Annotated in this window: 25 protein-coding genes; 18 read left to right on the top strand and 7 right to left on the bottom strand. The window is 59.7% G+C overall.

Features of this window, described 5'->3' with window-relative positions:
* Nucleotides 1-71: 71 nt before the first annotated feature.
* The gene (locus MUY35_RS10825; RefSeq protein WP_248367864.1) at nt 72-1,535 is read left to right on the top strand and encodes a pyridoxal-dependent decarboxylase; all 1,464 of its coding nucleotides are present in this window, start codon (nt 72-74) and stop codon (nt 1,533-1,535) included.
* 71 nt (nt 1,536-1,606) lie between these two features.
* On the opposite strand, the gene MUY35_RS10820 is transcribed toward MUY35_RS10825, so the two are convergent.
* Nucleotides 1,607-2,518: a DUF533 domain-containing protein gene (locus MUY35_RS10820; RefSeq protein WP_248367862.1), complete on the bottom strand. Its 912-nt coding sequence runs from the start codon at nt 2,516-2,518 to the stop codon at nt 1,607-1,609.
* 159 nt (nt 2,519-2,677) lie between these two features.
* Nucleotides 2,678-3,445: a tRNA pseudouridine(38-40) synthase TruA gene (gene truA / locus MUY35_RS10815; protein WP_248367859.1), complete on the bottom strand. Its 768-nt coding sequence runs from the start codon at nt 3,443-3,445 to the stop codon at nt 2,678-2,680.
* Nucleotides 3,446-3,577: 132 nt separating this feature from the next.
* Here truA and MUY35_RS10810 point away from each other — a divergent pair, with 132 nt between their 5' ends.
* Genes MUY35_RS10810 through MUY35_RS10800 form a run of 3 tightly spaced genes read left to right on the top strand, consistent with a single transcriptional unit; the run spans nt 3,578 to nt 6,440 of the window.
* Entirely contained in the window at nt 3,578-4,993 is a 1,416-nt protein-coding gene (locus MUY35_RS10810) for a YcjX family protein (RefSeq protein ID WP_248367857.1), read from the top strand.
* A complete protein-coding gene (locus MUY35_RS10805; protein ID WP_248367855.1) occupies nt 4,993-5,424 on the top strand; it encodes a GNAT family N-acetyltransferase in 432 nt (143 codons plus the stop codon). Before MUY35_RS10810 ends, MUY35_RS10805 begins: the two co-directional genes overlap by 1 nt.
* On the top strand, nt 5,424-6,440 hold the full coding sequence (locus tag MUY35_RS10800) for a TIGR01620 family protein (protein WP_248367853.1): 1,017 nt from the start codon (nt 5,424-5,426) through the stop codon (nt 6,438-6,440). Before MUY35_RS10805 ends, MUY35_RS10800 begins: the two co-directional genes overlap by 1 nt.
* Here MUY35_RS10800 and MUY35_RS10795 read toward each other — a convergent pair.
* Nucleotides 6,432-6,857, bottom strand: coding sequence for a group III truncated hemoglobin (locus MUY35_RS10795; protein WP_248367851.1), 426 nt, complete (start codon nt 6,855-6,857; stop codon nt 6,432-6,434). The two genes, MUY35_RS10800 and MUY35_RS10795, sit on opposite strands and share 9 nt — an antisense overlap.
* Nucleotides 6,858-7,129: 272 nt before the next feature.
* On the opposite strand from MUY35_RS10795, the gene ileS reads away from it, so the two are divergent.
* The 13 genes from ileS to MUY35_RS10730 all read left to right on the top strand — a co-directional run bounded on the left by ileS (nt 7,130) and on the right by MUY35_RS10730 (nt 19,537).
* On the top strand, nt 7,130-10,036 hold the full coding sequence (ileS, locus tag MUY35_RS10790; RefSeq protein ID WP_248367849.1) for an isoleucine--tRNA ligase: 2,907 nt from the start codon (nt 7,130-7,132) through the stop codon (nt 10,034-10,036).
* A gap of 50 nt (nt 10,037-10,086) precedes the next feature.
* The gene (locus MUY35_RS10785) at nt 10,087-10,857 is read left to right on the top strand and encodes an AAA family ATPase (RefSeq protein WP_248367847.1); all 771 of its coding nucleotides are present in this window, start codon (nt 10,087-10,089) and stop codon (nt 10,855-10,857) included.
* 65 nt (nt 10,858-10,922) lie between these two features.
* Nucleotides 10,923-11,381, top strand: a complete 459-nt coding sequence (locus tag MUY35_RS10780) for a methylated-DNA--[protein]-cysteine S-methyltransferase (RefSeq protein ID WP_248367845.1) — start codon at nt 10,923-10,925, stop codon at nt 11,379-11,381.
* A 62-nt stretch (nt 11,382-11,443) separates the two neighbouring features.
* Entirely contained in the window at nt 11,444-12,370 is a 927-nt protein-coding gene (locus MUY35_RS10775; protein ID WP_248367842.1) for an ABC transporter ATP-binding protein, read from the top strand.
* Nucleotides 12,367-13,128 carry an ABC transporter permease gene (locus MUY35_RS10770; RefSeq protein ID WP_248367839.1) on the top strand — a complete coding sequence of 254 codons (762 nt, stop codon included), beginning with the start codon at nt 12,367-12,369 and terminating at the stop codon, nt 13,126-13,128. Before MUY35_RS10775 ends, MUY35_RS10770 begins: the two co-directional genes overlap by 4 nt.
* Before the next feature lie 79 nt (nt 13,129-13,207).
* Nucleotides 13,208-14,005: a S49 family peptidase gene (locus MUY35_RS10765; protein ID WP_248368211.1), complete on the top strand. Its 798-nt coding sequence runs from the start codon at nt 13,208-13,210 to the stop codon at nt 14,003-14,005.
* On the top strand, nt 14,006-14,170 hold the full coding sequence (locus MUY35_RS10760) for a hypothetical protein (RefSeq protein ID WP_248367836.1): 165 nt from the start codon (nt 14,006-14,008) through the stop codon (nt 14,168-14,170).
* A 3-nt stretch (nt 14,171-14,173) separates the two neighbouring features.
* Nucleotides 14,174-15,160 carry a calcium/sodium antiporter gene (locus tag MUY35_RS10755; protein WP_248367833.1) on the top strand — a complete coding sequence of 329 codons (987 nt, stop codon included), beginning with the start codon at nt 14,174-14,176 and terminating at the stop codon, nt 15,158-15,160.
* Nucleotides 15,161-15,952 (top strand): SDR family oxidoreductase, encoded by a 792-nt coding sequence (locus MUY35_RS10750; RefSeq protein WP_248367830.1) that lies wholly within the window; start codon nt 15,161-15,163, stop codon nt 15,950-15,952.
* Nucleotides 15,953-16,268: 316 nt separating this feature from the next.
* Nucleotides 16,269-18,152 (top strand): excinuclease ABC subunit UvrC, encoded by a 1,884-nt coding sequence (uvrC, locus tag MUY35_RS10745; RefSeq protein WP_248367827.1) that lies wholly within the window; start codon nt 16,269-16,271, stop codon nt 18,150-18,152.
* An 18-nt stretch (nt 18,153-18,170) separates the two neighbouring features.
* A complete protein-coding gene (pgsA, locus tag MUY35_RS10740; protein ID WP_248367824.1) occupies nt 18,171-18,845 on the top strand; it encodes a CDP-diacylglycerol--glycerol-3-phosphate 3-phosphatidyltransferase in 675 nt (224 codons plus the stop codon).
* Entirely contained in the window at nt 18,838-19,086 is a 249-nt protein-coding gene (moaD, locus tag MUY35_RS10735; RefSeq protein ID WP_248367822.1) for a molybdopterin converting factor subunit 1, read from the top strand. Before pgsA ends, moaD begins: the two co-directional genes overlap by 8 nt.
* A 1-nt stretch (nt 19,087) precedes the next feature.
* Nucleotides 19,088-19,537 (top strand): molybdenum cofactor biosynthesis protein MoaE, encoded by a 450-nt coding sequence (locus MUY35_RS10730; RefSeq protein WP_248367820.1) that lies wholly within the window; start codon nt 19,088-19,090, stop codon nt 19,535-19,537.
* A gap of 25 nt (nt 19,538-19,562) precedes the next feature.
* Here the strand turns inward: MUY35_RS10730 and MUY35_RS10725 are convergent, their stop codons facing one another.
* The 4 genes from MUY35_RS10725 to fsa all read right to left on the bottom strand — a co-directional run bounded on the left by MUY35_RS10725 (nt 19,563) and on the right by fsa (nt 22,757).
* A complete protein-coding gene (locus MUY35_RS10725) occupies nt 19,563-20,261 on the bottom strand; it encodes a CDP-alcohol phosphatidyltransferase family protein (protein ID WP_248367818.1) in 699 nt (232 codons plus the stop codon).
* 62 nt (nt 20,262-20,323) lie between these two features.
* Nucleotides 20,324-21,238, bottom strand: coding sequence for a tyrosine recombinase XerC (locus MUY35_RS10720; RefSeq protein WP_248367816.1), 915 nt, complete (start codon nt 21,236-21,238; stop codon nt 20,324-20,326).
* Nucleotides 21,239-21,255: 17 nt separating this feature from the next.
* Nucleotides 21,256-21,963: a DUF484 family protein gene (locus MUY35_RS10715; protein ID WP_248367813.1), complete on the bottom strand. Its 708-nt coding sequence runs from the start codon at nt 21,961-21,963 to the stop codon at nt 21,256-21,258.
* Between the two features lie 140 nt (nt 21,964-22,103).
* The gene (gene fsa, locus MUY35_RS10710) at nt 22,104-22,757 is read right to left on the bottom strand and encodes a fructose-6-phosphate aldolase (protein WP_248367809.1); all 654 of its coding nucleotides are present in this window, start codon (nt 22,755-22,757) and stop codon (nt 22,104-22,106) included.
* Between the two features lie 102 nt (nt 22,758-22,859).
* Between fsa and MUY35_RS10705 the strand changes: the two genes are divergently transcribed.
* Entirely contained in the window at nt 22,860-25,055 is a 2,196-nt protein-coding gene (locus MUY35_RS10705) for a primosomal protein N' (protein WP_248367806.1), read from the top strand.
* The last annotated feature ends 69 nt before the right edge of the window (nt 25,056-25,124 follow it).

Raw genomic sequence — 25,124 nt, 5'->3', positions numbered from 1 at the left:
CGGGAAAAGGGCGCGCGCGCTGCTTGTTGGCCTTGAGACGCCTTTTCACCGGGAATTTAAAGGACCAGATCGTGGCAGAGCATTCAAACCCCAATGACAAGGAACACTTCGGGCGTGTGCCCAGCGACCCGTTGACCCCGCCTGATTGGGAGGTGTTTCGCGCCCAAATGCATGAATTGCTGGATCAAAGCGTGGACCGGATGCGCGATGCGGAAAGCCACCCGTGGCAAGCGCCACCTGAAAATCTAGCCGAAACCTATGCGATCGGACAGGGCGGAGACCTGGTGACCCGATTGACCAAACAGGTCATGCCCTATCACAGCGGCAACACGCATCCGCAATTCTGGGGCTGGGTTCAGGGCAGCGGATTGCCGTCGGACCTTATGGCTGGGATTGCAGGGGCCGTGATGAATTCTAATGTCGGCGGTCGCGATCATGGTGCCAACGCGATGGAACAGGCGGTCATCGACTGGACGCGCCGCAAGATGGGTATGGGACCAGATGCGAGCGGTGTGCTTGTGACCGGAACGTCTCAGGCGACCGTGATCTCGCTTCATGCCGCCAAGGTGCGCGCATGTCCCGATTTGCGGCCCGGGGGCAGTGGCGCGAAGCTGACAGTTTATGCCGGGGGTCAAGTTCATAACGCGACGCGCAAGGCGGTGGAACTGCTTGGCCTCGGGCACAATGCGCTGCGCCTTATTCCGACCTCGCGCGGGGCGATGGACGTGGCGGCTTTGCAGCAGCAAATCGAAAAGGATCGACAGGATGGCTTTCTGCCGCTGGCCGTCGTCGGCACCGCCGGATCGGTGGATGTGGGCAGTTTCGATGACCTGAACGCCTTGGCTGACGTGGCGAAAGCCGAGAGCATCTGGTTGCACATTGATGGCGCGTTCGGCGCGTGGACCCGTCTGGCAGACACGCCTTGGCGCAATCTAACCGATGGAATCGAACGGGCCGACAGCATCGCGCTTGATTTCCACAAGTGGATGTATGTCGGGTATGATTGCGGCTTGGCCCTGATTGCCAGCGAGGCCGACCACCGCGCCGCGTTCGCCGTGCGTCCGCCCTATCTTGAAGGCTCGGCCACCGGGTTGTCGGGCGGGGACCGCTGGTTCTGCGACTACGGCATTGATCTTTCGCGGGGCAATCGCGCGCTTAAGGTATGGTGTGCGCTTGAAATGTTCGGCGAAGCGGCGTTTTCCGCCGCGATCACCCGCAACTGCGCGCAGGCGTCCATGATGGCCGATCTGGTGGTGGCGCATGGCATGGCGCTGATGGCCCCGGTCGTGTCGAATATCTGCGTGTTTACGGCAAGCCCCGGCCTGTCACCAGCCCAGCAATCGGCCCAGAACAGCGAGATTGCAATCAAGCTGCAGCTGGACCAACGCGCGGTGTTTTCGACGACGCATGTGAATGGAATTACCTGCTTGCGTGCCGCGCTGACCAATCATCGCACCCGTGATCGTCATATTCATGCAGCGATCAAGGATCTGCACGCACTGGCACGGGGCGATCCAGCCACACTCAGCACGTAGCGCGATCCTGCAAAACCAAAAGGGCACCGAAAACCCGATGCCCTTTTACGTGATGCTTATCAGGTCAGCGCTTAGCCATACAAGGACGGCTCGCCCATCTTCTGATGGATCGCATTGGCGGTGCGTGCGTCAATGCCAAGTGCCTGACCCAGCGCGTGCAGGTATTTCGCCTCGGCCTGACTGTCGAGGTCCAGCCCGACCAGCGACATCGCATAGACCTGACCCTCCATGCCGCGTGGCACATCGCGCGCCAAGCCCTGAATGTCGACAGGGCGGCGGAGTTCGTCATTCACAGCGCGCGCCTCGTCGTCCGTCATGTCGCCCAAATGCTGCATCAGTGCTTCCTTTTCCTTCGCGTCGATACGGCCATCGGATTTGGCAGCCTGAATGATGGCGCGCAGCAGCAGTGCGGCCTGATCTTCCTGGGCTTGCGTCGGCGTGGCCTTGGGCGCGCCGCCACGTTGGAAGGCATCATTCAGCATATCGCCCAACGAACCGGCCTCGGGTGCCGCAGGTGTATTGCCCGGAGCGCCGCCGCCGGTCAGGCTTTCCAGCAGACCACCCAGCCCGCCTTGCGCGCCACCGGCCGCCGCCTTGCCGCCGCCCAGCATTTTGCCCAGCATATCCACCAGCTCTCCGCCCGGATTGGCCGACTGACGGCCTGTTGATTGCCCGCCGCCTCCGAAAATGTCTGACAGTCCGCCGCCCGTGTCACGGCCATTGCTGCCTGAACCTTTCATGATGCTGCCCAACATATCGGACAAATCCCCACTGGGCCGCTCGCCCGCTTCCGGCCGCCCGTCGGCAAGACCACCGAGAATGTCACCAAGACCACCTTCCGGGGAATGTTCGCTTCCAAAAATACTGCCCGTGCCGGGTTCAGGCGCAGGACGTCTGCTTGCGCCACCCTTGCTCATGCTCGAAACCCCTTTTGCGATAGCGGCGCCGATGGCGATTTTTGCCAGTGTTCCAACAAGACTCATATCAATACCTCCCAGTTTAACAATTATGGGAGTTTAATACCGCGACGACCATCACATAAGGGGAAACACGGCAAACACTTGTCAAAGCGGTACCCGCCCGCCGATTTGGTGGCCTGATCATGTTGCCAGAAGCCCTTTTTGCGCATTCGGCGTGAACGGTCAGGCAAACGGGTCTGTGGGATAGGTGACGCCAGCAAGATAAAGCCCATCAGGAGAGCAAACCGGACCACATGCGGCGCGATCACGCGCCTCGAGTGCACGAGTGACATCATCCGGCGTCCATGTGCCCGCCCCAACCCGCTCTAACGTGCCCACGAAGCTGCGCACCTGATTGTGCAAGAAGGAACGCGCGCGAACGTGGAAGCGATATTCTGTGCCATTGGCGATGGCATGCTTCTCAATCCGCAGTTCATCAAGCGTTTTTATTGGGCTTTCTGCCTGACAAATCGTCGATCGGAACGTGGTGAAGTCGTGTCGTCCCAACAGGCGATCGGCACCGGCCTGCATGGCGTCTAGGTCCAGATTGCGTTTAATGTGCCACGCCAGACCACGATCATTCGTCAATGGCGCGCGTCGGTTAATCAGCCGAAAAAGATACCGACGTTCGAGTGCCGAGAAGCGCGCATGGAAATCATCGTCCACCCTTGCGCAATCAACAATTGCGACGCGCGCGCCCTTCATATGGAAATTCAGCGCTTCGGACAGGCGATAAGCGTCCCATTCCTTCGCCAGATCGCAATGCGCGACCTGCGCCAACGCATGCACGCCAGCGTCAGTGCGCCCGGCCGCAACAATTTTATGCGCGCGGGGTTCAAGTTTCGTCAACGCAGCCTCGATCACCCCCTGAACCGAAGGATGTTCTTTCTGGCGCTGCCAACCGGCAAAGGACGCGCCGTGATATTCGACTTTCAAAGTGTATCTGGGCATGGCATTCCGCATACCGCGCGATGACGGTGCGGGCAAGGCGCGACTCTAAGGGGAGAGCGCATTGAAAGCTCCCCTCTGGCACATGGGTGTCCGCGCGCCTATGTTCAGCCTAATTGAAAGACGGAGGCACCCGTGGGGCTAGGCGATATCGCAGACAGTATCACGCGTCAGATCGAAGCGATCGGCGACGCGACCAGCGAGGCGCTGTTCGAACCGGTGATCCGCTTGGGCGTGACCGGGCTGTCACGCGCGGGCAAGACCGTTTTCATTACGTCGCTGGTGGCAAATCTGATGAACAGGGGGCGAATGTCTGGCCTGATGGCAGCGGCGGACGGGCGCATTCAAACTGCGTTTCTGCAACCTCAGCCAGACGATACGGTGCCGCGTTTCGATTTCGAAACACATCTGGCGACGATGACCGGGCCGACCCCGCATTGGCCTGCCTCAACCCGCGCGACGTCGGAGTTGCGGCTGTCATTTCGGGTTCAGCCCTCGGGTCTGTTGGGTGGGCTGCGTGGGCCGCGCACCGTGCATCTGGATATCGTGGATTACCCCGGTGAATGGCTGTTGGATTTGTCACTGTTGGACCTCAGCTATACCGATTGGGCCGCGCAGGTGTTGGACCGGATCGCGGACCGCCCCCAGGCGGACAGCTATCTGGGCATGCTTCAGGGCATCGATGGGGCCGAGCCGCTCGACGAAATGGAAGCCAAGCGCCTTGCCGGCGGATTTGCCGGCTATCTGACCGCCGCGCGCGAGGATGGATATAGCGACTGCACGCCGGGGCGTTTCCTGCTGCCCGGCGATATGGAGGGAAGCCCGGCCCTGACCTTCGCCCCGATCCCGCATCCCGACACCACCCCGCGCAAAAGCTTGTGGCGCGAGATGGAGCGCCGGTTCGAGGCCTATAAATCCCGCGTGGTAAAACCGTTCTTCCGCAATCATTTCGCCAAGATCGACCGTCAGATCGTGCTGGTGGATGTGCTGGGCGCGATCCATTCCGGCCCCGCTGCGCTGGAAGACCTGCGCCGCGCGATGGCCGAGATCCTGACCGCCTTTCGCCCCGGCGCGAATGCGTTTCTCAGCTCGATCTTCTTGGGGCGGCGGGTCGAACGCATCCTCTTTGCCGCCACCAAGGCCGACCACCTGCATCACAGCCAGCACCCCCGCCTGACCGCGATCACCGAGGCGCTTTTGCGCGAAGCCCGTGATCGCGCAGATTTTGCGGGCGCCAAGACCGCCGCCATGTCCATCGCCGCGCTGCGCACCACGGTCGAGGAACGGTTGGAGCATGACGGCCAAACGCTTGACTGCGTGCGCGGGACGTTGCTGGACAGCGGCAAGACGGCCGCGTTCTATCCCGGCGCGCTGCCCGATGACCCATCCCGCCTTCTGTCGCCTGCGCGTGACGGGGCCGAGGCGTGGTTGGATGCAGATTACCAGATCATGCGGTTTGCGCCTGCCGCTGTCACGCTCAGACCCGGCGAGGGGCCGCCGCATATCCGGCTGGACAAGGCCGCGGAATTTCTGATCGGGGATCGCCTGTGATGATCGCGCCAGCAACCCCGGCGGACGTGCCCGCGATTGCCAATATCCTGACCGGTTGGGTGGCCGCGACGCCGTGGATGCCGCGCGTCCACAGCCGCGCGGATGAAAAGGGGTTCGCGCGGATGCTGGTGGATCGCGGCTGGACCGTGGTCGCGCGTGAACGGGGCCGCGTGCGGGGGTTTCTGGCCCGTGACGGGGGCGAGGTTCATGCGCTCTACCTGTCGCCTGCCGCGCGTGGTCGGGGCATGGGCAAGGCGCTGCTGGATCAGGCTAAAACCGCCCGCGCCGATCTCGCGTTGTTTGCGTTTCAAGCCAACGAAGGCGCCTGTCGCTTCTATCGGCGCGAGGGCTTCACCGAGGCGTTTCGCACCGATGGCGCGGGCAATGACGAAAACCTGCCGGACATACGGTTCATCTGGAGGGCCGCGTGATGGCTGACACCCCAAAGAAGTCCACAGGCCCGGTCCTGATCGAATTGGGTGATGCGCCACGGGCCACGCCCGCCGACGCCCCGCCGGTGCCCGAGTTGGCCGCGGTCGATGCCACGGGGGCCGCGATGCAAGGCGCGATCAGTTTTGCGGGCCGTAAACGGTCGCGTCTGGCGCGTTGGTTCTGGTCGCTTCTCATGGCGATCATGGGGTTTGTGCTGTCGGTCGCCGCCTACGACTTCGTGACGGGTCTGATCGAACGCCAGCCTCTGCTGGGATATGCAGCGCTGGGTCTGGTCGCGGCGTTCATTCTGGTTCTGCTGGTCATTGCGCTGAAGGAATGGGTGGCCTTCGCCCGGTTGCGACGCGTCGACAGCCTGCACCGCGCGTCTGAAGCTGCGATTGCCCATGGCGACCTGACCGAGGCGCGGCGCGTGGTGGACCGCCTGAAGCAGCTTTACCACGGGCGCGACGATCTGCGCTGGGGGCTGGAACGCATGACCGAGCGCGAAGGCGATGCTTTCGACGCCGACACACTGTTTGCTTTGGCTGAGGCCGAGTTGATGGCCCCGCTGGACGCCGCCGCCTTGAAAGAGGTCGAAGCCGCCGCCCGTCAGGTCGCGACCGTCACCGCCATCGTGCCGATCGCACTGGCCGATGTAGCAACAGCCCTGACGGCCAATATCCGTATGATCCGCCGCGTGGCCGAGATCTATGGCGGTCGCTCTGGTGCGCTGGGCAGTTGGCGGCTGACCCGCGCTGTGATGGCGCATCTTGTCGCCACCGGGGCCGTCGCGGTGGGGGATGACATGATCGGGTCGCTGGCTGGCGGTGGGATGCTGTCCAAGCTCAGCCGCCGGTTTGGCGAAGGCGTGGTGAATGGCGCGCTGACCGCCCGCGTGGGTGTGGCCGCGCTTGAGGTCTGTCGCCCGCTGCCCTTCGGCCCCAAGAAACGCCCAAGCGTCACCGGAATTGTGAAACGTGCCCTGACAGGGCTGTTCGGGACGAAGTCAGAATAGTTTGGGCGGGGCAGAGGCAGGCCTGCGCGTATCCTCCATCTGGAACTTGAAGGCCCGTCCGATGCGCTGCGCCAAGGCGATCCACGTATTGGCCAGATCTTCGGGTAGTTCCTGACGCAATACCTCCTCGAACATCTCAAGCCACGGGGCGAAATGCTCCAGCCGGATGTCGGGCGACCCAACATGAACGCGCATCGGGTTCCCGTCATACCCTTTCTCACGCAAGATCGCGTTGCGCCAAAAGCTTTCAATCTTGTCGATATGGGCGGCCCACTCGGCGTCGGTTTCGCCTATATGGGCGTTGAACACCGGGCCAAGCTCGGGGTGGCGTCGAATGCGCGTATAAAACACCTGCATGACCCGCGCGATCTGGTCGCCGGACACGGGAAAGCGGGCAAGGGGGTTGAGGTCAGTCATGGTGGCTCCTGCTAATCTGATGCTTTTAGTCAGATTAGTGTGCGGGCGAAAGAGACAATTGCGCGCACCACGTCATGATCTTTGCCGGTCTGCCAAGTCTTTACGCCGCCGACCCACGCGCCTATAACGCGCCCATGATGCACGCCAAAGCCATCATTATTCGAATTATCAGCCCGGCGCTCTGACCCACTGAGCCGCCGGGACAAGGCGCATGGGCGACCCGCGCCGACCCATCCGATAGATTGCGAAATATCCTGAAAAGGACCGGACACATGTGTGCCGACACCCCTGAATACAAAGACACTTTGACGCTTCCCGTCACCGAATTCCCCATGCGCGCAGGCCTGCCCAAGCGCGAGCCTGAATGGCTGGCCCGGTGGGAAAAGATCGGCGTCTATGACCGCCTGCGCGAAAAAGAAGGCCGCACGCCCTTCGTGCTGCACGATGGCCCCCCCTATGCCAACGGGCATCTGCATATCGGTCACGCGCTGAACAAGACGATCAAGGACATGATCGTGCGCAGCCACCAGATGATGGGGTTCGACGCGCGTTATGTGCCGGGCTGGGATTGTCACGGTCTGCCCATCGAGTGGAAGATCGAAGAACAGTACCGCAAGAAGGGCAAGGACAAAGACGACGTCGACGTGGTCGATTTCCGTCAGGAATGCCGCAAGTTCGCGGAAGGCTGGATCGACATCCAGCGCGACGAATTCAAGCGGCTGGGCATCACCGGCAACTGGGCCGATCCCTACCTGACGATGGATTTCCACGCCGAGCGCGTGATCGCCGAGGAATTCATGAAGTTCCTGATGAACGGCACGCTCTATCAGGGGTCCAAGCCCGTGATGTGGTCGCCGATTGAGCAGACTGCGCTGGCTGAGGCCGAGGTGGAATACCACGACAAGGAAAGCTTCACGATCTGGGTGAAATTCCCGGTCGCGACAGATGGTGACCTGAAAGGCGCGAACGTGGTTATCTGGACCACGACTCCTTGGACGATCCCGTCGAACAAAGCCGTGGTCTATGGTGAAAACTACGATTACGGACTTTATGAAGTGACCGACACCCCGGCGGAATGCTGGGCCAGTAAAGGCGACCGCTTTCTTCTGGCGGACAAGCTTGCCGGTGACGTATTCGCCCGCGCCCGCCTTGACGACAACCAGTGGACGCGCGTTCGGGACGTCAAGGCGGACGAACTGGCCACGCTGTCGCTGAACCACCCTCTGGCGGGTGCCGAAGGCGGGAATGGCGAATGGGATGATCAGCGTGACTTCCGCGCCGCCGATTTCGTCACCGATGAAGAAGGCACCGGTTTCGTCCATTGTGCGCCGTCTCACGGGATGGAAGAATTCGAGCTTTACCGTGACCTTGGGATGCTTGAGCAGGTCATTACCTACAACGTGCTTGATGACGGATCATTCCGTGCAGATCTGCCCTTCTTTGGCGGAACATTCATTCTGTCGCGCAAAGGTGGCGAAGGCGATGCCAACAAGACCGTGATCGACAAGCTGGTCGAGGTTGGCGGGTTGCTGGCCCGTGGCAAGATCAAGCACTCCTATCCGCATTCATGGCGGTCGAAAGCGCCGATCATCTATCGCAACACGCCGCAATGGTTTGCGAGCGTGGATAAAGAGGTCGGTGACGGGCAGGACGAGATGGGCAAGACCATCCGCACCCGCGCGCTCAATTCCATCGACCAGCTGGTGAAATGGTGGCCGCAATCGGGGCGCAACCGACTGTATTCGATGATCGAGGCGCGGCCCGATTGGGTTCTGTCGCGTCAACGCGCATGGGGCGTGCCGCTGACCTGTTTCACCAAGAAAGGTGCTCTGCCGACTGACCCGGACTTCCTGCTGCGTGACGCAGGCGTCAACGCCCGTGTCGCCGAGGCGTTCGAGGCTGAAGGCGCGGACGCATGGTATAAAGACGGCGCCAAGGAGCGCTTCATCGGGGATGCAGCGAACCCCGACGACTATGACCAGGTGTTTGACGTGTTGGACGTGTGGTTTGACAGTGGCTCGACCCACGCGTTCGTCCTGCGCGACCGTGAAGACGGCACGCCGGACGGCATCGCGGATGTCTATATGGAAGGCACCGACCAGCACCGCGGTTGGTTCCACTCCTCGCTTCTGCAGGCCTGCGGCACCAAGGGGCGCGCGCCTTACAAGAACGTCGTGACGCATGGTTTCACGCTGGACGAAAAGGGCATGAAAATGTCCAAGTCACTTGGCAACACCATCGTGCCTGAAACGGTCGTGAAACAATATGGCGCGGATATCCTGCGCTTGTGGGTGGCCCAGACGGACTACACGGTCGATCAGCGGATCGGGCCGGAAATCCTGAAAGGTGTGGCCGACAGCTATCGTCGCCTGCGCAACACCATGCGCTTCATGCTGGGCAACCTGGCCGATTTCTCTGAGGATGAGAAAGTGGCCGCGGCCGACATGCCAGAACTGGAACGTTGGGTGCTGCACCGTCTGGCGGAACTCGATCACACGGTGCGCGAGGGATACAAGACCTTCGACTTCCAAGGTGTGTTCTCGGCCGTGTTCAACTTCGCGACGGTGGACCTGTCGAGTTTCTATTTCGACATCCGCAAGGACGCGCTGTATTGCGATGGGGCCGACAGCCTGAACCGCCGCGCCGCGCGCACAGTGCTGGATATCCTGTTCCACCGACTGACCACGTGGCTTGCGCCCGTTCTGGTCTTCACGATGGAAGAGGTTTGGCTGGAACGCTTCCCCGGCGACCAAAGCTCGGTGCATATGATCGATTTCCCGAACACGCCCGCCGACTGGCTTGACGAACCGCTGGCCGCGAAATGGTCAGGCATCCGCAGGGCTCGTCGCGTGGTGACAGCCGCACTGGAAATCCAGCGCCGCGACAAGGTGATCGGGGCCTCGCTTGAGGCCGCGCCTGTCGTGCATGTGCGCGATAAGGATGTTCTGGCGACGCTGAAATCGGTGAACTTTGCCGATATCGCGATCACCTCGGCGGTGTCGCTGACCAACGACCCGCTGCCATCCGAGGCTTTCCGTCTGCCGGAAATCGAAGGTGTGGGCGTGGTGTTTGAAAAAGCGTCGGGCGAGAAATGCCAGCGTTGCTGGAAAATCCTGCCGGATGTGGGCAAACACGGCCATGCAGGCACCTGCGAACGCTGTGACGAAGCGCTTGGTTAAGACAGCGGGGGCGGGCCAATGGCTCGCCCTTTCCAAATTCGGAGGAGCCGATGGCGAAACGAACGCGCGAAACCAAGCTCCCGTCGCCTTATCTGAAACGGCTCTGGGTGCGGCTTGATGCCTTGCCGCTGCCGGAAGGATATCCCTTCAGCTTGCCGTGGGTGTCGGATGATTTTGAGTTGGAATTCGACAATCCGGTCACGATCTTTTGCGGTGAGAATGGGTCGGGAAAATCAACCCTGATCGAAGCCATCGCAGAGGTTTGCGGGTTTAGCGATACGGGCGGCAACCGGTCTGTTGGCGCGGCATCCGATGATGGCGGGCTTGAGGTGAACGGGGCCGCACTGGGGCGCGTGATGCGTGGAAGCTGGCTGCCTAAGGTCACCAACGGTTGGTTTTTTCGTGCTGAGACATTCTTTTCGATGGCGCGCAGGCTTGATGCTTTGGGCAGTCCGAACGCCGATTTCCTTTCCTATTCCCATGGCGAGGGCTTCCTGCGCTTTTTCGGGGAACGTATGGAACGACAGGGAATTTACTTGTTCGACGAACCTGAAAGCGCGCTGTCGCCACGCAGACAAGTCGAGTTGTTGCAGTTCTTGATGAATGTGCAGCAGACGGGCAGTTCCCAAGTGGTTCTGGCGACTCATTCGCCCATCCTGATGGCAACACCCGGCGCAGATTTGCGGCGGATGACCCATCGCGGCATCGTCGCGTGCTCTTACCGCGAAACTGAGCATTTCAAGCTTTACCAGTCCTTCGCACAGGACCCGGAAGCGTTCTTGAAAGCGGCGCTTGAAGGGGATTGGGACGCCATTTCTTAGGGTCTGCGGCCTGCTAGGCGCAGAATTCGGATTGCGAGCACCGCTTGGCTGGGCCAGTGTGCGGTATGCTTCAGATGTCATTCCATTCTCCTGTCGGACCTTTGGTCATCCACGAGGACGATGAGGCCATAGTGCGGCTTGGTTGGGGGCGCGCCACCGACAATGCGGACACGCCTTTGCTGCAAGAAGCGCACGCGCAGCTCACGGCCTATTTTGGCGGAAGTTTGAAACGCTTCGACCTGCCCACCTATGTAAACGGTTCGAATTTTCAGCGCACGGTGTGCGACGTCATGTCGGCCATTCCGTATGGCGAAACCCTGACCTATGGCGACATTGCAAAGCTGACCGGAAACTCAGCCCAAGCGGTCGGTAATGCGTGTGGTGCCAATCCGATTCCGATCATCATCCCCTGCCATCGCGTGATGGGCGCAGGGGGCAAGCTGGTTGGATTTTCCGGTGCGGGCGGGGTCGAGACAAAAGTTCAGCTGTTGCGCCTTGAAGGCGCTGCTGGGTTGCTTATCTGAAAGACTTGGTCCGCAATGCGTTGTTGAACAACAAACAGCCGGCGGCAAAACAGGGGGACAGAATGACGACGATCCTGAATGTCAGCGGCGTGACCAAAACCTATGAGGGTGGTTTCCAAGCGCTGAAGGGTATCGATCTAGAGATCGAAGAAGGTGAGATTCTGGCCCTTTTGGGACCCAATGGTGCCGGGAAAACAACACTTATTTCAATAATTTGCGGAATTTCGACGACAAGTTCGGGCACGATCACCGTGGGCGGCTTTGATCACGTAAAAGACTATCGCGCCGCGCGTGATATGATTGGTCTGGTGCCGCAGGAAATCAATCTGGAACCGTTTGAGACTGTGATGAACACGGTCCGCTTCTCTCGCGGTTTGTTCGGACGGCCGCGTGATGATGCCCGGATCGAAGAGATTCTGAAACTGCTCAGCCTACATGACAAGAAGGACAGCCGGATCATGACGCTGTCCGGCGGCATGAAGCGACGCGTTCTGATCGCAAAGGCGCTGTGTCACGACCCAAATATCCTGTTTTTGGATGAACCCACGGCTGGCGTTGATGTCGAGTTGCGCAAAGATATGTGGGACATCGTGGCCAAGCTGAAACAGACCGGCGTGACGGTGATCCTGACCACCCATTATATTGAGGAAGCCGAGGCGATGGCGGATCGGATCGGGGTGATCTCGAAGGGTGAAATCCTTCTGATCGAAGATAAAGACGCGCTGATCAAACGGCTTGGTCGCAAAGAGTTGATCATCGAATGTGAACCGCCGGTTGACGCGATTCCGGACGGGCTTGCGCAGTATGCATTGACCATTTCGGATGGCGGCGAACTGGTCTATTCCTATGACACGCATGGTGACAGCACCGGTATCACCGGGCTGCTGGCCGATCTGCGCAAAGCCGGGCTGCAGATGACCGACCTGTCAACGCGCCAAAGTTCGCTTGAAGATATCTTCGTTGATCTGGTGAAGGAGGATGCCGCATGAACTGGCACGCAATCGCCGCGATTTACCGGTTCGAGATGGCCCGGACCTTCCGCACGCTGATGCAGTCGATCGTGTCGCCGGTTCTGTCCACATCGCTTTATTTCATCGTCTTCGGCGCTGCCATCGGGTCGCGCATTGATCAGGTGGAAGGTGTCAGCTACGGCGCTTTCATCGTGCCGGGTCTGATTATGCTGACGGTGTTGACCCAAAGCACGACGAACGCGGCGTTCGGTATCTACTTTCCAAAGTTCATCGGCACGGTTTACGAACTTCTTTCGGCCCCGATCTCGTTCTTCGAAATCGTCCTGGGATATGTCGGGGCGGCGGCGACGAAGGCCCTGATGATCGGTTTGATCATACTGTTGACCGCGCATTTCTTTGTCGACCTGACCATCCAACACCCTGTCTGGATGATGACGTTCCTTGTGCTGACCTGCATCAGCTTTGCTCTTTTTGGTTTCATCATCGGGATCTGGGCGCAGAATTTCGAACAACTGCAACTGGTGCCCCTGCTGGTCATCACACCCTTGGTCTTTTTGGGCGGGTCGTTCTATTCGATCTCGATGCTACCGCCCATGTGGCAGACGATCACCTTGTTCAACCCGGTCGTTTATCTGATCTCTGGGTTCAGATGGGCGTTTTTCGGAATTGCGGATGTATCACTGGGCTGGTCCATCCTTGCCATTGCGGTTTTCATGACCACATGCCTTGCGACAATCGGTTGGATATTCCGCACCGGATATCGTTTGCGCAGTTGATCATGGGCCATCTGCAACACCGGGAAAACGTATTCCCCATACTCTTGCCTGCTTTAGGAGCGCGGTCTAAATGACAGCCATGACGACATACATTCCGTTCATCAAGAAGCCACCTCTGGTTGCGGTGATCCGCCTGTCAGGCGTGATCGCATCTGGTGCCCGCGGTCAATTAAACGACGCGACCCTTGCCCCGGTGATCGAGCGGGCGTTTCACAGGGGAAAGCCGCAAGCCGTCGCGTTGGTGATCAATTCGCCCGGTGGCAGCCCCGTTCAATCCAGCCTGATCACCGCGCGCATCCGCCGTCTTGCTGCAGAAAAAGAACTGCCTGTTTTTGCGTTTGTCGAGGATGTGGCGGCCTCAGGCGGCTATTGGCTCGCGACCGCAGCGGATGAGATTTATGCCGATGAAAGCTCGATCCTCGGGTCCATCGGTGTCATCTCGGCCAGTTTTGGTCTGACGGGCTTGATCGAGAAGATCGGCGTTGAACGGCGTGTTTACACGGCGGGCAAGTCGAAATCCATGCTGGACCCGTTCCAGCCGGAAAGGCCCTCCGACATCAAGCGGCTGAAGGCGTTGCAGGAAGACATTCACTCAGCTTTCAAGACACAAGTGGCTACACGCCGTAAAGGCAAGTTGGAAAGAGGCGCTGATTTGTTTAACGGAGATATTTGGTTAGGCGACGAAGCGTTTGAGCTGGGTCTTATCGACGGAATTGGCCATGTAGTGCCCAAGATGAAAGAGAAATTCGGCGACAAGGCGCGCTTCCGCGTCCACGGCCCGCGCCGCCCGTTCATCAGCCGGTTTGGATTGCAGTTGGGGTCAGACGCGATCACGGCGATAGAGGAGCGGGCAGAATACGCGCGCTTTGGGCTTTAAATGGTCATCAAGATTGTCGTCCTGTTTCTTGTCGGCATGGGTGTGTTGGCAATGTTTGGTAAATTGCGATATCCCGGCCAACAGCGCATCGAGGCGATGAAATGCCCGCGCTGTGGGCGTTACCGGCTGGGAAAAGCCGCCTGCGACTGTAACGGGAAGGGCTGAGTCTTGGATCTGATCTATGCCGCGCTTGGCCTTGTAATCTTGCTGCTGGCTGGCGACAGCCTTGTGCGTGGGGCGGTGAACCTGTCGCTGCGCCTTGGTGTTCCGGCGCTGATTGTATCGCTGACCATTGTGGCCTTTGGCACATCTGCACCCGAGTTGCTGATCTCGGTTCAGGCGATTGCCAGGGGTGTGCCGGGCCTGGCGATGGGGAACGTTGTCGGGTCAAATACCGCCAACATTCTGCTGGTGTTGGGCATCCCCGCGCTGATTTCGGGCCTATCCACGGCGACCTGTGACACCAAGAAAAGCTATCTTCAGATGCTGGGTGCCACAGTTCTGTTTATCGCGCTGTGCATGGGCGGTGTGATCACGTGGGTGCACGGCTTGGTTCTGCTGGCTGCGCTTGGCTTGATGCTTAGCTCGGCCTTTCGCGTGGCGATGTCACACCGGCGCACTGTCAATGCTGCTGCCAGTTTTGCTGTCGCCGATGACGCCAGCTGTGATGGTGAGGAGGAAGTCGAAGGTGCCGACCCCGATATGCCGTGGTGGAAGGTCATCTTGTTCCTTGTGCTTGGTCTGATTGGCCTGCCGCTGGGCGCCGATCTTCTTGTCGATGCCTCGACCAATATTGCCCGTCATTTTGGCGTCTCTGAAACGGTGATCGGCCTGACGCTTGTGGCGTTGGGCACGTCCTTGCCGGAACTTGCGACCACTGTGATGGCCGCCCTGCGCAATCAGGCCGAGGTCGCTCTGGGCAACGTCATCGGGTCGAACATGTTCAATCTTCTGGCCATCATCGGGATCGCGTCTTTGGTTGGTCCGATTCCGGTCGATGCCGAGATCTTGCGGTTCGATCTTTGGGTGATGCTGGGTGCGTCTGTTCTTCTGGCCCCCTTTGTATTTCTGAAATGGCATATGGGCCGCGTTTGGGGCGTCGTGCTGTCGACGCTTTATGTCGTCTATGTCATGTATGTACTGATGGTGTCCTGAATGGCTCAGCCACGCGCATTGGTCACAGGGGCAGGGGCGCGGCTTGGTCGCGCCATGGCGCTGGAGCTGGCGCGGTCAGGGCATGATGTGGTGGTGCATTACGCCACCTCGGCGGACGGCGCTGACGAAACGGTTAGCGCCATTCAAGCGATGGGGTGCCACGCGGTGGCCTTGCAGGCGGATCTTCTGGACATGTCACAGGTCGACGCCCTTGTGCCGCGCGCCGCTGAGGCGCTGGGCGGGCCGCTGACTGTGCTGGTAAACAACGCCTCAATCTTTGACTACGACAACATGGCCACCGCGACGCAGGATAGCTGGGACAGGCACATGTCGTCAAACCTGCGTGCGCCGTTCTTTCTGATGCAAGCCTTCGCCGCGCAGGCACCGAAGGCCAATCTGGACCAGAACAGCGAAACACTGTCGCAAGCGCTTGTCGTGAACATGTTGGACCAACGCGTGCAGAAACCCACGCCAGAGTTCATGACCTACAGCCTTGCCAAGAACGCATTGTGGACGCTGACCCGAACCGCCGCGCAGGCTTTGGCCCCGGATGTGCGGGTGAACGGGATCGCGCCGGGCACCACGCTGATCGGTGCGCGCCAATCACAGGCTCATTTCGACGGGCAGCGGGCTGCGTCGCTTTTGCAACGCGGCGCGAATGTTGACGACATCACCGCCGCGCTTGCTTTTTTCCTGACTGCCCCGGCTGTTACAGGGCAGATGATCGCCGTGGATGGCGGGCAGCATCTGGCATGGGAAACCCCCGATATTCGCGGCGTGGAACACCCCTGAAAACATGTCCAAGTGGAAAGGCTATATCTTTCTGGCCGGAAAGTTGTGCACCTGTGAAGTTGCCGTAACGGAAAGAATATATATTTCGCAATGATTTCATCTATTTACGAGGGCGTCATATTTCTTTCTTTACTTTTCAACACCTTATAACACTGCCTAAAAAATAGGCACTATGACGAAGCGGGCTGAATACAAGGGATTTTTCAGGATGGTCAAAACATGTCCTCAGAGTTATCCACAGAAACTGTGGGCAGGTTCCCTCTTGTATCCAGCGCGCTAAGGTTGCAGGCGAGCAGAGAATCGGAGCGGTGGGTGAATGAATAGTGAAAGCACGCAGAACGAGGATGGCAAACCAGCGGTGCCCGTTGGACATGACGTCATTCAATCCTATCTGAAAACGCTCGACAATTCGCCCGGTGTTTACCGGATGCTCGATGTCAAAGGGCGTGTCTTATATGTGGGTAAGGCGCGCAGTCTGAAGAAGCGTGTGTCGAACTATGCCAAGCCGACGGGCCACACTGCACGCATTGCGCGGATGATCAGCCAAACTGCGTCAATGATGTTTCTGACCACACAAACAGAAACCGAAGCGCTGCTGCTGGAACAGAACCTGATCAAGCAGCTGAAACCTCATTTTAACGTGCTGCTGCGTGACGACAAAAGCTTTCCCAACATTCTGGTGACGGGTCACGACTTTCCACAGATCAAAAAACATCGCGGTGCGCGCAAACAGAAGGGGTCGTATTATGGTCCCTTCGCCAGTGCGGATGCGGTGAACCGGACGCTGAACCAGTTGCAGAAGGTGTTTTTGCTGCGCAATTGCACTGATGCGACGTTTGACGCGCGCTCGCGCCCATGTCTGCAATATCAGATCAAACGGTGCTCGGGGCCTTGCGTGGGGAAAATCGACGCGGAAGGCTATGCCAAATTGGTGCGCGACGCCGAGGATTTTCTGTCAGGTCGCACCACCAAAATGCAGGAAAACCTAGCCGCTGATATGCAAGCCGCTTCCGAAGGGATGGAGTTTGAAAAAGCCGCCGTCCTGCGCGACCGTATCCGCGCGCTAACGCAAGTGCAGCAGACGCAGGGCGTCAATCCGCGCGGCGTGACCGAGGCCGACGTCATCGCGCTGTATATGGATGGCGGGCAGGCCTGCGTTCAGGTGTTTTTCATCCGCGCCAACCAGAACTGGGGCAACCGCGACTTCTATCCGCGCACAGGGGCGGGGGCCGGGCCGGGCGAGGTTCTGCAAGCCTTTGTGGGGCAGTTTTATGACCAGAAAGAACCGCCGCGTCTGATTCTTCTGTCTGACCCTCTGGATGAACAAGACCTGATGGCCGAGGCGCTGACGGAACGGCTGGGTCGCAAGGTCGAAATATCGGTGCCCTTGCGCGGCGAGAAGTCAGAGCTTGTGGCCAACGCCCAGCGTAACGCCCGCGAAAGTCTGGGCCGCAAGATGGCCGAAACCGCCACGCAGGCACGCCTGCTGGATGGTGTCGCGCAAGCGTTCGATCTGGGCGCACCGCCCAAACGGATCGAGGTCTATGACAATTCGCACATTCAAGGGGCTCATGCGGTTGGAGCTATGATTGTGGCGGGCGCTGACGGGTATCTGAAAAGCCAGTATCGCAAGTTCAACATCAAGGGTGACGACCTGACCCCCGGTGACGATTTTGGCATGATGAAAGAGGTTCTGACCCGCCGCTTCAAACGACTGTTGAAGGAAGATCCGAACCGCGAAGGCGAAAACTGGCCCGATCTTCTGTTGATCGACGGTGGTGCCGGGCAGGTCAGTGCGGTGCACCAGATCATGGAAGAACTGGGCGTGACCGACATTCCGATGGTTGGCGTCGCCAAAGGCATCGACCGCGATCAGGGAAAAGAAGAATTTTACCGACGGAAAAAGCGCCCCTTCGCGTTGAAACGGAATGACCCGGTCCTTTATTTCATCCAACGTCTGCGAGACGAGGCGCACCGCTTCGCCATTGGCACGCACCGTGCCAAACGCGCCAAAGCGCAAGGGGCCACGCCGTTGGACGAGGTGCCGGGCGTCGGCGCGACCCGCAAGCGCGCGCTGTTGCAACATTTCGGTTCGGCCAAGGCGGTCAGCCGCGCGGGACTTGACGACCTTAAAGCTGTCGATGGTATTTCCGAAACACTTGCGGAAACCATCTATGGCTTCTTCCATGACAAGGGCTGACGGGGTAAGGAGAAACCCATGAAATGGAACTTACCCAATATCCTGACCGTTGCCCGACTTGTTGCCGCGCCTTTGTTGCCGGTCATGTTTCTCTACTTCGCACGCCCCTGGGCGGATTGGTATGCGATGATCCTGTTCATCGTCGCCTCGATCACGGATTACCTTGATGGCTATCTTGCGCGCGCATGGAAGCTGGAAAGCCTGTTCGGCGCGGCGATGGATCCGATCGCCGACAAGGCGATGGTTCTGATCGCGCTGCTGGTGATCAATGGCTATGCGGGCGTGACGCCGTGGATCCTGTTGCCATCGGCGCTGATCATCTATCGCGAGGTGTTCGTGTCGGGCCTGCGCGAGACATTGGGCGACAAAGCGCGCGCGTTGAAGGTGACCAATCTGGCGAAATGGAAAACCACGTTGCAGATGGTTGCGATTGCCATTTTGTTTTCGACAGGCATATTCCAGCACAGTCTTTTGGACCGGATGCAGGGTATGGATCAGGCGACTGTCGATGGCATCTTTAATGGCACCATTGCAGATGACATCGGGCTGTTGTTTTACGAGGCCGCTGGCCGCTGGTCGGCATGGATAGGCATCACGCTGTTGTGGATGGCCGGTGCCCTGACAGTTGTGACTGGCTGGGACTATTTCCGCAAAGCCCTGCCATTTCTGAGAGAGGATCCCGATCATGGTTGAGGTCATGTATTTCGCTTGGGTGCGTGAACGCATTGGCGAGCCGCGCGAGAAGGTCGAAACAACAGCATCGACCGTGTCTGAACTGGTGGATGAACTGCGCGCGCGAGAGCCGCGTTATGCCGCGGCCTTTGCCGATTTGTCCGCGCTGCGTGTGGCGTTAGATCAGGAGCTTGCTGATTTCGACGCACCGCTGAAAGGCGTGCGCGAGGTTGCGTTTTTCCCCCCAATGACAGGCGGCTGACATGAAAGTCAGGGTCCAGACTGATATGCTTGATCCCGGCGCAGAGCTGTCAGAATTTGCGCAAGGCCGAAATGATCTAGGCGCCGTCGTGACCTTCACCGGCATTGTGCGCGATGACGACGGCACCCTGGAGCGGATGGAGATTGAGCATTACCCCGGCATGACCGAAAAGGCGATTGCCGCCATCGTCGACGACGCATGCGAACGCTGGTTGCTGGCTGACTGCCTTGTGATCCACCGCCACGGCCCGTTGCGCCCCGGCGAACAAATCATGATGGTCGCAACAGCCTCCAAACACCGCGTGGCGGCGTTTGAGGCGGCAGAGTTCCTTATGGATTATCTGAAATCCCGCGCGCCGTTCTGGAAGAAAGAATTTGCGCGTGACGGTGCCACAGACTGGGTGGCGGCCAAGGTCGATGATGAAGACGCATTGAAACGCTGGACGAAATAGGCTTAGCGACTTGCGCAGGCCAGCTTCAGGCTGCGCGGCGTTCGGGCAGCACTTGCTGCGCAATTCCGGCGCTCAACAGGTAAATCGACGTCACAACCAACCCCCAATGCGCCCAGCTTTCCGGGTGGAAATCGACCCACGCCGCCCATCCCGCAAAGAATGTCCACGCAAGGGCGCAGGGCAGGCTGATCATCCGCCAGCGCTCGGTCCGGACGGGGTGAATGAATTTGAGCGGCAGGAACATCGCGATCGCCAGTGCGGCGACCAGAATGACCATGACCCAGAAGTTTGGTTCTGTCGCAAACAAGACGATCACCAGCATATTCCAGCATCCGGGAAAGCCAGAAAAACTGTTGTCCTTGGTCTTCATTCTTGTGTCTGCGAAATAGATTGCGCTGGCGAAGGTGATCACGACGATCGCGAACCAACCGGTCCATCCCGGCATCAGGCCGGATTTGAACAGTGCGTAGGCTGGGATGAAGACATAGGTCAGATAGTCAATAATCATGTCCATCAGGACGCCGTCATATTGCGGCGCGTTGACTTTGACGTGGTAACGTCGCGCCAGTGGCCCGTCGATGCCATCAACCACGAAGGCCACCACGAGCCACAGGAACATAAGGCTCCATTTTTCGTCCACTGCGGCTAGCATGGCCAACATGGCGATTACAGCGCCGGTTGCGGTGAACAGATGAACAAGAAGAGCTTTGGTCGACAATTTCATGCGCGCTTTGTGCCGGAATTTAACTTTGGTGGAAAGGGTAAAGAGTTGCGGCCCGGTAAGGGTCATGCGCGGGGGTGCGCGGACTGATAAACTTCAAGCAGTCGTGATGTGTCGACCGAGGTATAGGCTTGCGTTGTGGACAGGCTGGCGTGACCCAACAGTTCCTGAATGGCGCGCAGATCGCCGCCTGCGGCCAGAAGATGCGTGGCGAAACTGTGCCGCATGGCATGGGGTGTGGCCGTCGCTGGAAGACCCAGTTGCAGGCGCACCTGCTCCATGGCTTTCTGGATTATGCGCGGGTTAAGCGCGCCACCCCTCACCCCGCGAAACAGGGGTGCGTCGGGCGTTTCAGAGTGCGGACTAAGGCGGCGATAGGCTTCAACCGCGTCGCGCGCGGCGGGCAGCACGGGAACAACCCGTTCCTTGCCACCTTTTCCTTTGATGCGCAGCGCGTCGGCCAGTGGGGCGTCGGCGCATGTAAGGCCAAGCGCTTCGGAAATGCGCAAGCCGCAGCCGTAAAGAAGTGTGGCGACCGCAATATCCCGCGCGCCGACCCAGCCATGTTGGGATTGCATCCCGGCAGCCTCGATGACGGCCTTTGCCGCATCCGGTGCCAATGGGCGGGGCAGTTTCTTGCTGAATTTCGGGCTGCGAGTGGACAGAACGGCAGTGGCGTCGAATTCGTCGCGTTCGCTGAGCCAGCGATAGAAGCTTTTGACTGCCGATAGTGACCGCGCCAATGATCGCGCGCCGACGCCGCGTCCGCGTTCATGCGCCATCCATGCGCGCATGTCGGACAGCGAAACAGCTGCAAGCCCGCCCCGACCCGCCGACCCACCCAAATGCCCGGCCATAAATGCCAGAAACCCGGTCAAATCGGTCTGATAGGCCGCCAAAGTATTCGCTGACGCGCCGTCCAGTGCGCGGATGTGGTCAAGCCATTCTGAAAGCGCGTCGCGCGCGCCTTCGGAAATCATCAATGTGTCTTTGGCGGTCACGACAACCAGCGGCGCATCGCACGTTCAAAGACGCCACCAAAGAAGGCCAGAAGGTCCGTGCCTTGCCCCGGTTTGAACTGCTGTGCGTCCTCGACACCCAGAACCAGCATGCCGGGCAGGCGACCTTCGCCCAGATCAAGGCGGATGCAGGCCTCGGACCGGACCCAGAAGCCGGTATCGCCATAGATGGTTTCTTCTTGTTCTTGAATTTGGCGCAGGAAAACCTGACGCGCGGATTGATCAGGGCTCATGCCCAGATATTCGTCAACGAAGCCGGGCTCAGCAATCGACAGGACCGGGCCAAGGCGTCCGATGGCGCTGTTTTTCTGGCCGTACTCGGTTTCCAGCACAAGGCGGACGCAATCGACGCGCAAAATTTCGGCCACTTCGCCGCCGAGGTCGTTCATGAACAGTTCGAAATCCGCAGGGTCGAGCATTCTGAGCACCGCGCGGTGGATCAGGTTCATACCCGAGATATTGTCATAAGCGGCGGCGATTACGGACTTGTGCGTGTCCTCCAGCCGGTCCAGTCGGGTCTCAAGCCGCTCCATCGCGATGCCGCGCATGTCGACAATATTCGCACCCATGCTGCGTTCATTTGCGGCGATCAACGCGCGCATGATGTCCTGATCATCCAAAATGGTTTCGGGTTGCGCGATCAAGTGCGCGCGCAAGTCGTCGTCAATCGTAGCTGGTACGCTCATCTGCTGCCTCAAGTATTGTTTTTGTCGTTTTGACCAAACATACACGATGCTTCAGCTCGCATGGGCAATTTTTTGGCATTTGCCCAAATAGAAAGAGGGGGCCGTGGCCCCCTCGTAACAGTGGCGATATCGAAAATCGCTTACAGAATCTTGATACCTGCGGCTTTAATGTCGGCCAGAAAGGCGTCCAGCCCCTTGTCTGTCAGCACATGTTTGGCCATCGCTTCGATAACTGATGGCGGCGCAGTTGCCACATCGGCACCCGCCAGCGCGCAGTCTTTCATGTGGTTGACCGACCGGATAGAGGCCGCCAAAATCTGCGTCTCGAACCCGTAATTGTCATAGATGGTGCGAATGTCCTCGATCAGCTCTATGCCGTCCAGATTGATATCGTCCAAGCGGCCGATGAACGGCGAAATAAAGGTTGCACCTGCCTTGGCCGCCAGCAGCGCTTGGTTGGCCGAGAAGCACAGCGTCACGTTGACCATCGTGCCTTCGCCGGTCAGCACCTTACAGGCCTTCAGGCCATCCCAGGTCAGCGGCACTTTCACCGCGATGTTGTCGGCGATCTTGGCCAGTTTGCGGCCTTCTGCGATCATGGTGTCGGCGTCGATGGCGGTGACTTCGGCAGACACAGGTCCATCCACGATGTCGCAGATTTCTTTCGTCACGTCCAAGATGTCGCGGCCCGATTTCTTGATGATCGAGGGGTTGGTTGTCACGCCGTCCACCATGCCAAGGCCGTTCAGTTCCTTGATGGCGGCGATATCGGCGGTATCAGTGAAGAATTTCATGTGCGCGGCTCCCGATGCTGAATTAGGTTTGCGCTCTCATACCCCATGGGCGCGCGGGCAGAAAGCCCTTATGGTGCGCGCGACCACGAGGATAACGGGCAAATGAGCGACATTCAGCACTTTCAGGAAGGCGCACGCGTCGGCGTTCTGACCGCGCAGCCCTTGGATCGCATCCTGACCTACCGGGCGCCCGAAGGTGGCTGCGTGCAAGGCGCGTTTGTCGAGGTGCCGCTTGGCCCACGCAAGGTGCTCGGCGTTGTCTGGGGACCGGGCGAAGGGGGATTTGATGCTTCAAAGCTGCGCGCGGTCATTCGCGTGCTGGACGTGGCCCCAATGCGGATAGAGATGTCAGAGTTTCTGACCCGCGTTGGTGACTATACCCTGACCCCGATGAGCCAGATGCTGCGTCTGGCAACCCGCGCGCCGGGGCTCAGCGATCCGCTGTCGATGCGTAAGGTGTTGAAGGCGTCGGGTCATCGCCCCAACCGCCTGACGGATGCGCGCGCCAAGGTGATGGACGTGCTGAGGGATCAGCCCGGCGTGGGGTTCACCCAAAAAGAACTGGCGGATCTGGCGGGGGTCAGCGGGTCGGTCGTCAAGGGGCTGGTGAAGCTGGGGGCCATTCGCGAAGAAGATACCCCGCGCGACATGCCCTACCCGCGTCTTGATCCCGACTTGCCCAGCAAAGACCTGACCGAGGAACAGGCGGTCGCCGCCAAACAATTGACCGATGGCGTGCGCGGGGGGCGCTACGGCACGACGCTTCTGCGTGGGGTCACAGGCGCAGGCAAGACCGAGGTCTATTTGGAAGCCGTCGCTGCCTGCCTGCGCAAAGGGCGTCAGGCACTGGTGTTGCTGCCCGAGATCGCCCTGACCGCTGAGTTCCTGAAACGGGTCGAGGAACGCTTCGGCGCGCGTCCCGCCGAATGGCATTCCGGCGTCACCATGACTGAACGCCGCCGCTGCTGGCGCATGGTTGGACAGGGCGAGGCATCGCTTGTGGTGGGCGCCCGGTCTGCGCTCTATCTGCCATTCCGTGACCTTGGATTGGTGATCGTGGATGAGGAGCATGATAGTTCCTACAAACAGGAAGACGGGGTGCTTTATTCGGCCCGCGACATGGCGGTGATGCGGGCGTCGATCTGTGACGCGCAGGTGGTGCTGGCCTCTGCCACGCCCTCGCTCGAAACTTGGGCCAATTGCGAAGCGGGCAAATATAACCGGATCGAGCTGACCAGCCGCTATGGCCCCGCTGTCATGCCGGACATGCGCGCGATTGATATGCGGCAGGAGGACCTGCCGTCGCAAAGCTGGATCTCGCCCACGCTGAAAGCGGCCGTGACCCTGCGCATTGCGAAGGGCGAGCAATCGCTGCTCTTCATCAACCGCCGTGGCTATGCGCCTGTCACGATCTGCCGGGCCTGTGGACACCAGATCGGTTGCGATCATTGCGACGCGCGCATGGTCGAGCACCGGTTCCAAAAACGGCTTGTCTGCCACCAATGCGGCGAGACGAAGCCGATGCCAGAGGCCTGCCCGGAATGCGAAGTTGAAGGGAAACTCGCCCCTGTCGGGCCGGGTGTGGAACGGCTGGCTGAGGAGGTGCGCGAAAGCTTCCCCGATGCCCGCGTGGCGGTGTTGTCGTCAGACCTGTTTGGGTCGGCCCGCGCGTTGAAGGAACAGATCGAACTGATCGCGGCGGGCGGCGCGGACATCATTATCGGCACGCAATTGGTCGCCAAGGGGCACAACTTCCCCAAGCTCACATTGGTCGGGGTCATCGACGCGGATCTGGGCCTGCAAGGCTCCGACCTGCGCGCTGCTGAACGCACGTTTCAACTGATCCGGCAGGTGGCGGGTCGGGCAGGGCGTGCCGAGGTGCCGGGCGTGGCTCTGCTGCAAACCTTCCAGCCCGAACACCCGGTAATCCGAGCGATTCTGGCCGGTGAAGAAGAAAAGTTCTGGCGCGCGGAAGCAGGCGAACGGCAAGCCGCAGGTGTGCCCCCCTACGGGCGTATGGCTGGGATTGTCTTGTCTGCACCAGACATTCAGGCGGTCTTTGATCTGGGGGCAGAAATGGCGCGACGGTCCGAGCCGCTGACCCAAATCGGCGCGCAACTTTATGGACCCGCCCCCGCGCCCATCGCGCGTATCCGGGGGCGTCACCGCGTGCGGCTTTTGGTGAAAGCCGACAAAGGTGCGCCCATTCAGGCGGCGCTGAAAAAGTGGCTTGGGCAGTTCAACATCAAAGGCGACATGCGCGTGGCAGTGGATATTGATCCGCAGAGTTTCTACTGAAGTGCTCAGTAGGTCGGATGTCCGGTGTGCGGGACAAACCGGTCTCTCGGCGCAATTTAGTGAATGTCC

Source organism: Aliiroseovarius sp. S1339, from assembly GCF_023195695.1.
Taxonomy (GTDB): Bacteria; Pseudomonadota; Alphaproteobacteria; order Rhodobacterales; family Rhodobacteraceae; genus Aliiroseovarius.
The sequence above is the reverse complement of the archived record's forward strand: the minus strand, read 5'-3'. Positions and strand labels throughout refer to the sequence as shown.